The organism is Bacillus sp. GbtcB14 (assembly GCF_019091205.1).
GTDB classification, from domain to species: Bacteria; Bacillota; Bacilli; order Bacillales; family Bacillaceae_G; genus Bacillus_A; species Bacillus_A cereus_AG.
This window is the reverse complement of sequence record NZ_JAGXJT010000009.1, coordinates 127,333-142,751: the sequence shown is the minus strand read 5'-3', so window position 1 is coordinate 142,751 and position 15,419 is coordinate 127,333. Positions and strand designations below refer to the sequence as shown.

Here is a 15,419-nt window from a genome sequence, read left to right as displayed (position 1 = left end):
AACAAAGTAACTCGGATCAAGATCAGCAGCAAAACTCTAAACAAAGTAACTCGGATCAAGATCAGCAGCAAAACTCTAAACAAAGTAACTCGGATCAAGATCAGCAGCAAAACTCTGGAAATAATAGTATTTATGATTTTACGCAACCAGAAAAAGACCGTATTCATTCTCTACACGATTTAATAGAGAAGCTCAAACAGTCTAGCGATTTTGTTAATTATCACACATCTGACAATGAAACGATGCCTTATTGGATTTCTTACTATCGACCTTCGCTTGATGGCGAGAAATTGCAAAAGTATTTAATGCCTACTCTTTTAGCACGACCTTGTGCTTCATTAGAAGAACTAAAAGAACACATTCCAATGAGCGGGATTACAATTACGAACGATTTACAAAAAATTGAGGACATGGTGTTAAAAGGACATGCGATTATTCAATTGAACCAGCAAGATCAAAAATGTATGCTTGCAAACATCGCGATTGATAATTATCGTGCACCAACCCCCCCTTTAAACGAATCGACTGTTATCGGTCCTCAAGAAGGTTTCGTAGAAGATATTGATACAAATATTAATTTAGTTCGAAAACGTCTTCCTGTTTTAGATTTACAAACAAAAGAAATGATTGTCGGGGAGTTTTCCAAAACAAAAGTTGTCATGATGTATTTAGACAACCTCGCAGAAAAAGATAATGTAGATTTTCTCGAGGAGTCATTACGTGCTCTTGAGTATGATCAAATTAATGATAGTGCTTATATACAAGAACTAATGGGTGAAAAGTCGATTTTCCCCCTCTATATCAATACAGAACGCACTGATAGAGTTACAAAAGCACTAATCGATGGAAAAATCGCTATTTTTGTTGATGGTTCTCCAAGCGTTTTACTAACACCTGTATCCTATTTTGATTTTTTCATTTCACCGGAAGACTACAACGTCTCTTGGCTATACGCTACATTTTCAAGGATTTTACGCCTTATCGCCGTTCTATTCTCAATATGTGCTACACCGTTATACGTCGCAGTTTTAAATTACCATTATGAACTTATTCCAAGTGACTTACTTGAAACTTTGATTTTATCAAGGGCACAAGTACCATTCCCGCCTTTAATTGAAGCACTCTTTTTAGAACTCGCAATCGACTTATTAAGAGAAGCTGGCGCAAGGTTACCGATGAAAGTTGGTCAAACGCTCGGTATTGTAGGCGGTATCGTAATCGGGCAAGCATCTGTACAAGCTGGTTTAACGAGTAATATTTTATTAATTATCGTTGCCTTATCAGCACTCGCTTCCTTTATTACACCTATTTATAAAATGGGTAATGCCGTTCGATTACTACGCTTCCCGTTTCTCATATTTGCCGAAATCGGAGGACTGTTTGGAATTTCTCTTGGATTTATCTTTTTATTTACTCATCTATTCAGACTTACTTCCTTACGTAAGCCGTATGCTTTGTTTTATCCGACAAGACAACAATCTGTTAAAGATTCTTGGATCCGTTTTCCATTAACAATGATTGATACAAGAGATGTGCAAGCAAGACCACAACATGTAAAAAAAGCTGCGAAAGGAATTTCAACAAAACATAGATCGGACTTTGATGATTAAGAAATGAGGTGCATTCGATGAGTAAAGTTCAAGAAAAATATCAAATATCTCCTGCCTTTGTTTTCTTCTTAATTCACGGTGCACAGTTTGGTGCTGGCGTTCTCGGTTTCGCTCGGATTATTGCAAAAGCTGCTGGATACGATGGATGGATAGGAGTTATTATCACAGGAATTGGTATCCATATTCTTATATGGATGATGTACGTCTTATTAAAAGAAACAAATGGAAACTTAATTGATTTACATCGGCAAACATTTGGAAAGTGGCTAGGAAATGGTATTAGCATCATCTTTATGGCTTATTTTTTAATCGTCAGCATTTCCGTCATTCGAACATACGTTGAAATTATTCAAGTATGGATGTTCCCTACCGCTTCCACCTTTATGTTAACACTCTTTTTATGCTTAGTTAGTTATTACATTATTTCTTCTGGATTTCGTGTCATTACTGGCATTTGCGTCATCTCTGTTGGTGGTACACTAGGATATTTAATTCTTAGCTCATTCGTTTTGAAATACTCACATTGGGATAATTTACTTCCTATATTCACACATTCTTTTTCAGATATTTTAAAAGCCGCCAATCTGTCAATCTACAGTATGACAGGCTTTGAGATTTACCTCATGGTTTATCCATTTGTGAAAAAACCTATGCAATCTCATAAATACGCTCAATACGGGGCATTATTTTCAAATCTTCTATATTTATTTAGTACCCTTTTAGCCTTTGCGTTTTTTAGTGAGAAACAATTGTTAAAAACGATATGGTCACAACTTTCTATGACCCAAGTCATTCAATTACCATTCATAGAAAGGCTAGAATATATCGCGATTTCAGGCTATGCACTCGTTATTATTTCAAGTTTTATCCTTCCGTTATGGGCCGCAATGAGAGGCACTCACGAAATATTTCGCGTAAAACAAAGAGGTATTTTAATTGCTTTTATCTTTATCACGCTTATTATTTCACAACTTTTAACAAACAGGCACGATATTAACAATTTTATTAGTAATGCAGCAAAAGTTAGTTTTTGGCTCATTTATGTATACATCCCAATTCTATTTATTATTGTGTGGGTGAAAAGAAAATGGAAAAAATCAAAAGCAAATTAATACTTATTTTTTGTATAACATTTTTCAGTCTAACTGGATGTTTACAAAAAAATATTATCGATGATGTACAACTTATTCAAGGAACGGTTTTTGATGTAGCAAAAGATAATAAAGTAAAAGTGACATTCGTTTGTCCCATTCAGAAAAAAGGTAATAAAGTTCAAGTTTTTGAAGGCAGCGCAAATGCGGTAAAGCAAGTAAAAGCAGACACATCTTTAGAATCTTCTCAACCTTTTGCTAGCGGACAAATGCGTGTTGCTCTATATACGATAAGACTTGCCAAAACAGGAATGTCTACTTCATTCGATACATTACTTCGAGATGTGAATATAGGGAACGCTTTGTATGTTGGCTTATTAGAGGGGAATGGTACTGAACTTTTAAAAGGAAAATATACGACTTCATACAACGTTGCAATTTATATAAAAAAGTTGTTAGAACATAATATGGAGACCGGTCCTTTACCAACAGATAATCTGCATGTAGGAGCATTCCGTTATTACCAAGAAGGGCAAGACTACTATATTCCAATTTTAAAGAAACATGGTGATAAAATAAAAATTAACGGAATTGGTCTTTTTAAAAAGGATAAGTATATCGGTAAAATCGCGGAAAAAGATATGTTCATATTTAAAGGACTATTAGAGAAACACAAATTAGATTCACACGAATTTAAAACAGATTCTGCGTACGTAATGATTAATAATATTCGTTCTGTTCCAACTTACGATATAAAAATTAAAAACGGGAAGCCTTCTTTTTTCATTCATGTTCATCTTGATGCACGTATTCAAGAACTATCGAAGCAAATTAACTTAGAAAATAACAAGAACACAAAAAACATTGAAAAAAATGTCCAAAAACAATTGGATGTACAGGCTACCAAATTAATTAAGCAGTTTAAATCTTTAAACGTAGATCCTCTCGGGCTAGGTGCAAAGTATAAACAACATTATCGCCCATTCAAATTAGAAGAATGGAGACAAATGTATAAAGATGTTCCGATTCATATAAAATACACCGTAAATATTACAAATTCTGGTGTAATTGAATGAGAAATGATTGAACTCCTCTCTCCAGCATGATACAACGGAGAGAGGAGTTTTTTATTACCAAATAGAGAGAGAAGATATTTACGGGGGAGCTTATGTCTAAAAAATTAGTAAAGCCTATTTTAAATGGTATTTTATTTCTCGGCGTCTTTTTATTTGCTCATACATACTTAAAAAATGTTTCTTTCACACGTTATTTACTTGTCGTTATACCAATGTTACTCGTTGGTATATTTGGCATCGATCTTATTTTATCCATTTTAATAAAAAAAGAAGAATAACGAGCAGGGCCGTCCCAAAAGTATTCCGGGATGGCTTTCTTTTATTAATAGGTTATGTTTTGTTTTGTCGTTAAATCGATATAACCTTTACTATCACTATCTTAACTAAAAGATAAAACTTTTAGACAGTGCCTTTTCATTTCATAATCACCCTATGTTACAATGAGATTCGGACAAAGCGAGAAAGGATGAAACAACATGACAAACGAAAAAGGTTTAGATAAAGGATACGAACTTGTTGCGAAAATGCATGAAGAGTTCGGACATCCTGTGACAAATACTCCAACAAAACTAACAGAAGAGCGTGCAAAAATTCGTGCTAGCTTTATGCAAGAAGAGCTAGAAGAATTTCTAGAAGCAACGACTGTTGAAGATCAATATGATGCACTGATTGACCTTATTTACTTTGCATTCGGAACGTTTGCCGAAATGGGCGTACGTCCAGATAAAGGATTCGAAATTGTAAATAATGCAAACATGGCAAAATTATTCCCTGATGGGAAACCTCGCTTCCGCGAAGGCGATGGCAAAATTCTAAAACCAGAAGGCTGGCAAGCACCAGAGCCACAACTTCGTGCTGAAATCGAACGCCAACGCCAAGATGCTGAAAAAAACTGCTAGGATTTCCTAGCAGTTTTTTATTATGTCTTTTTTCCTTTGATTCATTAATGACCCACGTGTCCCGCGTGTCCTGCTGCTCCACTAATGCTAGCCGCTCCTGCCGCTGCTCCTGCTGCTCCCGCTCCAATTCCACCTGTCCAAGGAGAAGATTGTTGCTGTTGTTGATACTGTTGATATTGTTGGTGTTGTTGCCCCTGCTGACCTTGATAACCTTGGTGGCCTTGGTGACCTTGGTGGCCTTGGTGGCCTTGGTGGCCTTGGTGACCTTGGTGGCCTTGGTGGCCTTGGTGACCTTGGTGGCCTTGGTGGCCTTGGTGGCCTTGGTGGCCTTGGTGGCCTTGGTGGCCTTGGTGGCCTTGGTGGCCTTGGTGGTGGTGATGGCCTTGGTGACCTTGGTGACCTTGGTGGTGACCTTGGTGGTGACCTTGGTGGCCGTGCTGGCCTTGGTGGTGGTGACCATGATGGCCTTGATGCGTTTGATAAAGAACAGCCTGCGGATGTATATGATGGTGTCCGTGGTGATGTACTTGTTGCCCCTGATGTCCTTGATGGTGGTGATGACCATGGTGCCCATGTTGGCCTAGGTGACCTTGGTGATGATGATGTACATGATGGCCTTGGTGGCCTTGGTGGTGATGATGTACATGGTGGCCATGTTGTCCTTGGTGATGGTGATGTACGTGGTGACCGTGAACACCTTGCGGATAACCACCTACTCCTCCTGCTACAACACCTACTCCCGGTACCGGAAACCCTGTCTGCACTCCTCCAACGAAAGAAGGAAATGTAGTTGGTACTCCTACTGGAATTCCTGTCTGTACGCCAGCGACTGATGTCGGAAATCCTCCTGTTACTGTAGGCATTCCAGCCCCTGATGTCGAAAATCCTCCCATTAATGTAGGCATTCCAGTTTGCATGCCAGCTACCGATGTTGGAAATCCTCCTGCTGCTCCACCCATCCAGCTCGGAATTTCACCGTATCCTTGTTGGTGACCTGCTCCTCCCATCCAGCTCGGAATTCCACCGTATCCTTGTTGGTGGCCTGCTCCTCCCATTAACATCATTTGTGCATAACTGTCCGATTCGCCTCCGAAGAAGCCATGTGGTGCATTATTGTCCATCCCTTTCATTCCTTTCACCTCTTCTACTCAATTTAGCCTACCTTTTTTATCATATTTCCTATAGAAAAATAGGTGTTTGTCTGTATTGGAATTCCGCTCCTTTTTCTTCATTCATGATAAAGTGAAACTTTAATCAGTGGGGGGTCTTCATCCCCCCCACTGATTATTAGTTGAACCAATCGGGCCTTTACGGGCAGTTGATCACCCACCTAACGTCTTTGCTTTCGCTAAATTTTGAGGTGGGGTCTTACTGCCCGTTAATGCGGGATAAAATTAATTAACTAAATATTTCTTCTAGGAGGTATTTCTATTGAAAAACGTAACAAAGGCTTCTATCAAAGATTTAGATGCAATCTTACATATAGATATTGATGTAATCGGAGATGATAGTAGAAGAGATTATATTAAACACACTATCGATGAGGGCAAATGCATCATTGTAAAAGAAAACAATTCTATTTCTGGTTTTCTAACATACGATATAAATTTCTTTGGTTGTACTTTCCTCTCATTAATTATTGTTTCGTCAGTAAAAAGAAGGCACGGCTATGCAAGCTCGTTAATCTCATATATGTTAAGTCATTCTCCTACTCAAAAAATCTTTTCTTCGACGAACGAATCGAATAAAAGTATGCAAGCCGTTTTTAATACGAATGGATTTGTACGTAGTGGAATAGTTGAAAATTTAGATGAAGGGGATCCTGAAATTATTTTCTACACAAAAAAGCTCAGAGTATAAATACTCTGAGCTTTTTTGAATGGATTAGTTTGCAACAACGTTAACAAGTTTTCCAGGAACTACAATTACTTTACGAACCGTTTTTCCTTCGATTTGGTCTTGAATTGCTTCAAGTGCAAGTTGTTCCATTTCTTCTTTTGATGCGTCTTTACTCATTGTTAGTTTCGCGCGAACTTTGCCCATAATTTGAACAACGATTTCAACTTCATCTTCTACAAGTTTAGACTCATCAAATGTTGGCCAGCTTGCATATGTGATTGTTTCATTGTATCCAAGTTTGCTCCATAGCTCTTCCCCGATGTGAGGTGCAACTGGTGCAATCATTTTTACGAAACCTTCTACATATTCTTTTGGAAGTGTTTCAGCTTTGTATGCATCGTTGATGAATACCATCATTTGAGAAATCGCTGTGTTGAAGCGAAGCTCTGCATAGTCTTCTGTTACTTTCTTCACTGTTTGGTGGTAAGCTTTTTCAAGATTTTTGTTTGGTGCATCAGTAATTTTCTCACTTAATTCGCCGTTATCTTGAATGAATAGGCGCCATACGCGGTCTAGGAAGCGACGAGCTCCGTCAAGACCATTTTCAGACCAAGCAATTGAAGCATCTAACGGTCCCATGAACATTTCGTATAGACGAAGTGTATCTGCACCATGGCTCGCTACGATATCATCCGGGTTTACAACGTTACCTTTTGATTTACTCATTTTCTCGTTGTTTTCACCTAAGATCATACCTTGGTTGAATAATTGTTGGAACGGTTCTTTCGTTGGAACTACACCGATATCATATAATACTTTATGCCAGAAACGAGCATATAGTAAGTGAAGTACAGCGTGCTCTGCACCACCGATATAAATATCAACTGGAAGCCATTGTTTTACTTTTTCAGGATCTACAAGTGCTTCGCTATTATTTGGATCGATGTAACGTAGGTAATACCAGCAGCTACCAGCCCATTGTGGCATTGTATTCGTTTCACGACGACCTTTTTTACCAGTTTCTGGATCAACAACATTTACCCACTCTTCAATGTTAGCTAGTGGTGATTCACCTGTACCTGAAGGACGAATGTTTTCTGTCTTTGGAAGAACTAATGGTAATTCTTCTTCTTTCACAGCTGTCATTGTGCCATCTTCCCAGTGGATTACTGGAATTGGCTCACCCCAGTAACGTTGACGGCTGAATAACCAGTCACGTAGACGGTACGTTACTTTTTGATTTCCTGCGCTCGTTACTTCAAGCCATTCAATCATTTTTGCGATTGCTTCTTCTTTATTTAAACCATCAAGGAATGCTGAGTTTACGTGTGCACCATCACCTGTGTACACTTCTTTCGTAATGTCTCCGCCTTTTACAACTTCCTTCATTGGAAGATTGAATACTGATGCGAATTCATAATCACGCTCATCGTGAGCTGGAACTGCCATTACAGCACCTGTTCCGTAAGTTGCAAGAACGTAATCAGCGATCCAGATTGGTAATTTCTCACCGTTTACTGGGTTAACTGCGTAAGCACCAGTGAATACACCAGTTTTCTCTTTTGCAAGTTCTGTACGCTCTAAATCGCTCTTCATTTTAACAGAGTTAATGTAAGCTTCTACAGCTTCCTTTTGATCTGCTGTTGTAATTTCTGCAACAAGTGCATGTTCCGGAGCAAGTACACAGTATGTTGCACCAAATAGTGTATCGGGACGCGTTGTGAAAACTGTGAACTTCTCATCTGTACCATCGATGTTGAAGTGTACTTCTGCACCTTCAGAACGACCAATCCAGTTACGTTGCATGTCTTTTAAGCTTTCTGGCCAATCAAGCTCATCTAGATCTTCTAATAGACGATCTCCATAAGCTGTAATTTTCAACATCCACTGTCTCATCGGACGACGCTCAACTGGATGACCACCGCGCTCACTCTTACCGTCAATGATCTCTTCATTCGCAAGTACTGTACCAAGTGCTGGGCACCAGTTTACAGGTACTTCATCAACGTAAGCTAAACCTTTTTCAAATAGTTTTAGGAAGATCCATTGTGTCCACTTGTAGTAGTTTGGATCCGTTGTATTTACTTCACGATCCCAATCGTAAGAGAAGCCTAATGCTTTAATTTGATTACGGAACGTATTAATATTAAGCTCTGTAAATTCAGCCGGGCTGTTTCCAGTATCAAGCGCATATTGCTCTGCTGGAAGACCGAATGCATCCCATCCCATTGGATGAAGAACGTTATACCCTTGCATACGCTTCATACGAGATAAAATATCTGTCGCTGTATAACCTTCTGGATGACCTACGTGTAAGCCTGCACCTGATGGATATGGGAACATATCTAGTGCATAAAATTTTGGTTTTTCTGTCTCATCTGGCGTACGGAATGTTTTATTCTCTTCCCAGTACCCTTGCCACTTCTTCTCAATATTTTGATGATTAAAGCTCATGAGATACCCTCCTTGAAATTCTATTTATTTTCACCGCCCAAAATACAAAAAACCTCTCATCCCTAGAAAGGGACGAGAGGTTATAGATTCCCGCGGTACCACCCTAAATTAATGTACAAATATACATTCGCTTAGATCCGTAACGTGGATTAACGGCAATTGCTACTATTAGTTTCACAACTGCAACTCAAAGGCGAGTTCATAACGAAACGTGGATTGACTTGCACCGACCGTCAACTCTCTAAACCAGCTTCTATTACTACTACTCCTTCTCACTGTTATTACACATATGAGTTAATGTGAACTACCTACCACTTCGTATCTCTTAAGAGCTTACTTGAAGTTAAGGCTTCTCGGTTAATCGTTACTCTTCATAACTAACGAATTCGTCTTAGGACAGCCGAGCTATCTCCCTTGTTCCAAAGGTTGTTTTATTTAAATATATTCTAAAACATGTTACATGTTCCGTCAAACTAAACTGCAATTTTTTCTTCAACTGTTTCTTCTACTGTTACTCGCTTATCATACATGCTCGTTGCAATAATCGCTACTACAAGCATTACCATGATTGCTATAAACAATACTTCCATATTGTATAAATCAACAATCGCTCCACCAACGACCGGTCCGAACATTTTCCCTACAGTCGCCGCACTATTTACAACGCCTTGATAAAAACCTAGTTTATCTTTTGGCGCAAGTATATTCGCAATCGTCGGCACCGCTGGCCATACAAATAACTCACCAATTGTTAATGTCACCATCGCAACGAGGAACATTGTAAATTGCTGCGCTTGACTTAATACAACGAATGACGCCGCAAAAATGATGATTCCAATCATAATTTGCTGTTTTAAAGAACGCTTCATCCAGCGAATTAGCATACTAACTAGCGGCTGCGCACAAACGATCATCGCTCCGTTTATCGTCCATAATAAACTATAGTGACGGAGGCTAATATTTAATTCCTGCATATGTGTTGCAATTGCCCCTTGCCACTGTACATATGTAACCCAGCATAAAGCATATGCTACACATACGATAAGAAGTGCTTTGAATCCAGGTGTAAGTGTCCAGCCTTTTTTCGTTTCGACTTCTTTTTGCACTCCTGGCTCTTTCTTGTCTTCCATACCACGGAATCCGATAAAAGCAATTAAGAAGAAAACAAAGTATAAAATAAAGTTCGCTAAGAAAATATAATCAAAACGATACGATGCAACTAATCCACCACACGCTGTTCCGATCGCAATACCAACGTTTTGTCCAACATACATCGCATTAAATGCTCGTCTTCCGCCCTCTGGCCAAACCGTACCAACCATCGCATACATCGATGGGAAGACCATTCCAGAACCAAAACCGATTAACGCTAGCCATACAACATATAACGGCCAACCGTGGAAGAACACAAGACCTAAAATCGATACGAGTGTAATAACAATCCCTACTAAAGTTGATTTATAACCGCCCCATTTATCAAATAAAACACCGCCGAGCAAGTTTCCGATTACACCAGTAAGCGAGTTGATCATTAATACCATTCCGGCCACAGATAAAGATTTTCCTAAGTGATCATGCAAATAAATTGTATTAAAAGGCCATAAAAAAGAAGCACCCGTGACATTAATAATCATCCCAGCTACTAATAGCCATACTTTCCTTGGCATAGTCTCCCCTCCTATTCTATTTTTTCGTTCATCTATAACAGTAAAATTGTAGTCGTTTTTAAATAGGAAGGCAACTGATTAATAGTTGATGAAATTCAGATAACGATGTGTCGATAAATGAAATTATATTGATTACCGCTTGAAAATATATCGGCGATTCTCAAATTATATCGACTTACCAACAAAAAACGACATCAGTAACAATATATAAATAAAGGGAGACTACATGAATTTCACATAGTCTCCCCTATACTATCCAACTTCTTTTTCTCGCTTCGCACGTTCTTTAGCACTCCATTTAAATATTTTGTCTAACAAAGAATATATTCTCCCAGACTCTTTCGTTAATAACGGTCCTAACGATGCCAATATTAAAACATAAAGTGCAGAGAACGGTTTAATCGTTGCCATTAAACCACCCGCAATGCCGATATTGGCTACAATAATGGAGAATTCCCCGCGTGATACGAGTGTTAAACCAATATTCGTAGAAGCCTTATGCGATAACCCGGCTTTACGTCCCGCCATCATTCCAGCTGTAAAATTACCAATGAGTGTAATAAAAACTGCTCCTAATGCCAACCACACTGCTCCTCCGAGTGAAAACGGGTCTATACTTAAACCGAAGCTAAAAAAGAATATGGCTCCAAAGAAATCACGAAACGGAACGACGAGATGCTCAATCCGATCACTATGTTCTGTTTCAGAAAAAACGAGTCCCAATAATAATGCTCCAATTGCCTCAGCAACATGAATCGTTTCTGAAAATCCTGCTACAAAGAATAAAATAGCGAATATTACGATAATAAAAATTTCATTTGATGAAATATCAAATATTTTATTTAAGAACGGCGTAGCTTTTCTAGCGATTACAAAGAATAGGAGCATATACCCTACTGCGATTAACACCGATGTAAGAGCACCTACAAATGAAGTTGCACCTCCAAGTACTAACCCTGAAACGACTGATAAATATACAGCTAAAAAGATATCATCAAACATAATGATTCCTAATATTAATTCTGTCTCTTTATTACCAGATCTTCTTAAATCAACAATTACTTTTGCAACAATTGCACTCGATGAAATTGTAATGATTCCAGCAATGATTAATGTTTCTAATAAGGGAAAGCCCATTATATATCCATAAAGTAAACCTAATATGAAATTAAGCGATATATGAACACTACCCCCAAAAGCAATCGACTTTCCTGATTTAATTAATTTTTTTATTGAGAATTCTAAGCCTAAGTAGAATAAGAGGAATATGACGCCAACACGGCCGAGGAAGGAAATAACTTCTCCGCTTTCAATAAACCTTAAATCGATAAGTCCTAAATCTGGGGCATGAGGCCCCACTAACATACCGAGTATAATGAGAAACGGGATAATCGAGAACTTTAACTTCGCAGCGAGGATAGCTGCAAAAGCTACTAATACTAACGCAGTTCCAACTTCAAAGATTAAAGTATCCATCGATTATGAATCACCTCCTGCTGAAAGTAATTCATTAATAATTCTTTTCACTTCATGTCTTTCACCCGATAATACGAGCATATCGCCAGCTTCAATAATAGAGTCTGGACCTGGATTGAAAAACTTCTTCATATTCTTTTTCAAAATAGCAATAATCGTTACGTTATATGTTTTTCTGACATGTAAGCTACCAATTGTTTGCTGTACTACTGGTGCGTTATTTTCTACTTTAAACCATTCAATTGATAACCCTTCAAAAGCCATTTCAATTGTATCTAACGCTTGTGGTCTATATACCATTCCACCTAAAATAGCCGCAATTTGTCTCGCTTCAGAATCGCGAAGAGAAACGCTTGAAATACTCTCATCATGATCCGCATCAAAATGATACATTTCTCTTCGGCCATCATCATGAATCACGATAACCATTTTTTCATTACCTTTTGTAATTACTTCAAACTTACAACCAATACCCGGAAGTTCACTTTCTCTAATATTCATATTTTCCGCCTCCTAAAGTTTTTAGTTACGGCTTTTACAAATCTACATCAATCTCTGTTTTAAACTTTTCATCTTTTGAGATTCCTAAATACTTGAGTGTTTCTGATGGAGTTGCGTGATGAAAATGCTTTTGCAATAGAGCAATCGCTATTCCTCTTTTATACGCGTGAAATCCAAATGTTTTTCGCATTGAGTTCGTTCCAATCTTGCCGACAATCCCAACCGCTTCAGCTGCGCTATGGATAACACGATACGCTTGTTGGCGCGAGATTGAATTTGTCGTTTTATTAGATTGAAATACGTAGTTTTCTCTTTGAGCATCAATAGATTGTACGTACTCTAAAAGTGCTTCTTTTACTTTTGTATTTAAATAAATATCTTGTTTAAATTTTTCATCTTTCACAGGAAGAGAGTAAAACTCTTTAACAGTTCCATCTTCATTTAATACCTCTTCAAATTTCATACTAAGTAACTCAGTAATCTTTAATCCTGTGTTAATTCCAATAACAAATAAAAGATAATCTCGCTGTGAGTGCTCTTTTAAATACTTTTTCATAGCCTCAATTTGGCTTATATCTTTTAATGCCTCTACAACTTCCATACATGTATCTCCTCATCTTATGAACGGTAATTTTCTCATTATCCTGTTCATTTTACCTTATCACGCTATGAGATTTCCATGTATTATCCATTATTTTCACAATATACGACTTAGGTCTGACAATTTTTCATTCGGAAATTTATGATTGTACAAATACGGTGTGGGTAGAAAAATAGGGGATACAAATTCAGCTTCTTTCTATAGATCGGATTCCTCCTTTCGTTTTCCAGTTGCTGATACTCATATATTATGTTACTTATTTGTATTATATTATATATTTCAGTAACATTAAAGTGTTTTTTCTGAAAATAATAAAAACCGAGCAGTTTCGCTCGGTTTTTATTAATCTTCTTTCGGAAGAACAATTCCTTTATACAATTGAACGGTAATGAAGTAATAAATCGTATAAATGACTACGAAAATTACGATTGGCACCCAAATACGGAAGTACGGATCGATTAAAATAAATCCGAAAATATTCATACCGACTAATACGTGTGCAATACCTACAATTGCTGGGAATAGGAATACTAAGAATAACTCTTTATAAATTGATTTCGTTAATAATTCACGGCGCACTCCGATTTTACGAAGCATTTGATAACGTGTAATATCTTTTGATGCACCAGAAAGAATTTTAAACATGAGACAACTTGCCATCATTGCTAAGAAAGCAATTCCAAGGAAGAATCCCATAAACACTGTTCCGCTCGCAACGCCGTAGAACATGTCGTAAGCTTGATATTTACTATCTAATCTTTCAGCTGCTACATTTTTATATTTATCTAGTTGCAACTCGTCAAGTTTTTTCCATTCTTTTGTGTGCGCTTCAAAATCATCTGTTTTTCCAGTAAATACGATTCCTTCTTTACCATTTACAGTATCGTACATTTTTTGATCTACAATTTTAATTGCGTGATCTTCATGTACGTAGAATGGCTCGATTGTTCTGAAAGCCTCGTCCCATTGTTGTGGAAGTTCTTTAGCGTTCGCATCTTTTTCATTCATTTCTCTAGAAACTGCACCCACTGGTAGTTCCTCTGAAACTTTTTTCGTTTTTACTAAATCCTTCATCGACTTCATGTTTTCCATATCTTTTACTAAAGGACGATTTTTCTCTAAATCCTCTTTTACATAGTAAACATATTTATCATCGACTTTGTAACGATATTCGCTTTTCTCTTTAAATGTAATACCGTCTAAAATTTTCTTGTCTTCATCAGTTGGATTATGAACTACTGAATCATATATTACGAAACCATCAACCATTTTTATAACGTTATTTTTAAACGCCATACCACCTGAAATCGCACCGGCTCCAAGAGCAACTAACATCGCTACTGTCGCAAGAACCTTTGTTAAACTATTAATACGGAAGTTTAATTGTGCAAATGTAAAAGCGTTAAGTCCTTTTTCACTAAGCTTTTTATTGCTCTTTAACTTTTTAATAATAACAGGAAGAAGTGATCCAAATAGCATGTAAGTACCAGCTGTTGTTGTAATTAATGCAATAAGGATTCCCATTTCTCTTAGTTTTTCCATGTAAATCATTGATGCATAGCCAATTCCTAATAAAATAACCGCTAGGAATGCAACTAAACCTGTCATTTTTCCTTTTACTGCAACACGCTCTGTTTGTGCATCTGCATGTACAAGTTGCAGTACAGAAATACGTGATAACTTAATACTATTCATAATTGCTGATAGTACAAATAATGCAAAGAAGAAAATACAAGTAACAGTCATAGATGGAAGGTAAAATGCTTTATAACCTTCACCAGCAAATTCTAATTGTTTCATTAATAACTGCCCGATACCTTCTGCAAGTCCTACACCAACTGTAATACCAATCGCAAGAGATGCAGCACCTAATACAATCGTTTCAATAAACATAAGTAATGTAACTTTATGCTTTTTTGCTCCTAACATCATATACATACCAAACTCTTTTTGACGAAGCGATAATAAGAAAGAGTTCGCATATAAAATATAGAAGAAGGTTATGATTGCTAGTAAAAATGAACCTGCTTGGAATACGAATCCAATTGATTGAATAACTGAATTAGATTCGATAAACGCTTTATTCAGCGCTAACGTTTGGAACATATAAAAAATTGAGATAGACATGACAAGGCCGACAAGTAAGACGATATAATCTTTTAGCTTACTCTTTAGCCCTGACATGGAAAGTTTGAATAACATGTC

The 15,419-nt window shown here is 37.4% G+C and carries 13 protein-coding genes and 1 other annotated feature; of the genes, 6 read left to right on the top strand and 7 right to left on the bottom strand.

Translation table 11 applies throughout. The annotated features are described in order from the left end of the window. The 5 genes from KVT31_RS23180 to KVT31_RS23160 all read left to right on the top strand — a co-directional run. A partial coding sequence (locus KVT31_RS23180; protein ID WP_217613653.1) for a spore germination protein occupies nt 1-1,610 on the top strand: 1,610 nt, incomplete at its 5' end. Nucleotides 1,611-1,627: 17 nt separating this feature from the next. Further along, nucleotides 1,628-2,722, top strand: coding sequence for a spore germination protein (locus tag KVT31_RS23175; RefSeq protein ID WP_088098065.1), 1,095 nt, complete (start codon nt 1,628-1,630; stop codon nt 2,720-2,722). Then, nucleotides 2,698-3,777, top strand: a complete 1,080-nt coding sequence (locus KVT31_RS23170; RefSeq protein WP_088098066.1) for a Ger(x)C family spore germination protein — start codon at nt 2,698-2,700, stop codon at nt 3,775-3,777. Before KVT31_RS23175 ends, KVT31_RS23170 begins: the two co-directional genes overlap by 25 nt. Before the next feature lie 92 nt (nt 3,778-3,869). Further along, a complete protein-coding gene (locus KVT31_RS23165; protein WP_000038779.1) occupies nt 3,870-4,055 on the top strand; it encodes a hypothetical protein in 186 nt (61 codons plus the stop codon). A 198-nt stretch (nt 4,056-4,253) separates the two neighbouring features. After that, nucleotides 4,254-4,676, top strand: coding sequence for a pyrophosphohydrolase domain-containing protein (locus KVT31_RS23160; RefSeq protein ID WP_088098067.1), 423 nt, complete (start codon nt 4,254-4,256; stop codon nt 4,674-4,676). 44 nt (nt 4,677-4,720) lie between these two features. On the opposite strand, the gene KVT31_RS23155 is transcribed toward KVT31_RS23160, so the two are convergent. Then, complete coding sequence (locus tag KVT31_RS23155; RefSeq protein ID WP_088098068.1) at nt 4,721-5,806, bottom strand: hypothetical protein; 1,086 nt, start codon at nt 5,804-5,806, stop codon at nt 4,721-4,723. 301 nt (nt 5,807-6,107) lie between these two features. Here KVT31_RS23155 and KVT31_RS23150 point away from each other — a divergent pair, with 301 nt between their 5' ends. Next, complete coding sequence (locus tag KVT31_RS23150; protein WP_088098069.1) at nt 6,108-6,536, top strand: GNAT family N-acetyltransferase; 429 nt, start codon at nt 6,108-6,110, stop codon at nt 6,534-6,536. A gap of 24 nt (nt 6,537-6,560) precedes the next feature. Here KVT31_RS23150 and leuS read toward each other — a convergent pair whose 3' ends face one another. The 6 genes from leuS to KVT31_RS23120 all read right to left on the bottom strand — a co-directional run bounded on the left by leuS (nt 6,561) and on the right by KVT31_RS23120 (nt 15,416). After that, a complete protein-coding gene (gene leuS / locus KVT31_RS23145) occupies nt 6,561-8,969 on the bottom strand; it encodes a leucine--tRNA ligase (protein WP_088098070.1) in 2,409 nt (802 codons plus the stop codon). Between the two features lie 65 nt (nt 8,970-9,034). After that, nucleotides 9,035-9,254 (bottom strand) — a binding site (T-box leader). A 188-nt stretch (nt 9,255-9,442) separates the two neighbouring features. Further along, nucleotides 9,443-10,636, bottom strand: coding sequence for an MDR family MFS transporter (locus KVT31_RS23140; RefSeq protein ID WP_088098071.1), 1,194 nt, complete (start codon nt 10,634-10,636; stop codon nt 9,443-9,445). Between the two features lie 252 nt (nt 10,637-10,888). Further along, the gene (locus KVT31_RS23135; protein WP_088098072.1) at nt 10,889-12,112 is read right to left on the bottom strand and encodes a cation:proton antiporter; all 1,224 of its coding nucleotides are present in this window, start codon (nt 12,110-12,112) and stop codon (nt 10,889-10,891) included. A gap of 3 nt (nt 12,113-12,115) precedes the next feature. Then, nucleotides 12,116-12,613: a cation:proton antiporter regulatory subunit gene (locus KVT31_RS23130; protein WP_088098073.1), complete on the bottom strand. Its 498-nt coding sequence runs from the start codon at nt 12,611-12,613 to the stop codon at nt 12,116-12,118. Nucleotides 12,614-12,647: 34 nt separating this feature from the next. Continuing rightward, nucleotides 12,648-13,214 carry a tyrosine-type recombinase/integrase gene (locus KVT31_RS23125; protein ID WP_088098074.1) on the bottom strand — a complete coding sequence of 189 codons (567 nt, stop codon included), beginning with the start codon at nt 13,212-13,214 and terminating at the stop codon, nt 12,648-12,650. 342 nt (nt 13,215-13,556) lie between these two features. Then, on the bottom strand, nt 13,557-15,416 hold the full coding sequence (locus tag KVT31_RS23120; protein WP_088098075.1) for an FtsX-like permease family protein: 1,860 nt from the start codon (nt 15,414-15,416) through the stop codon (nt 13,557-13,559). Between the last annotated feature and the right edge of the window lie 3 nt (nt 15,417-15,419).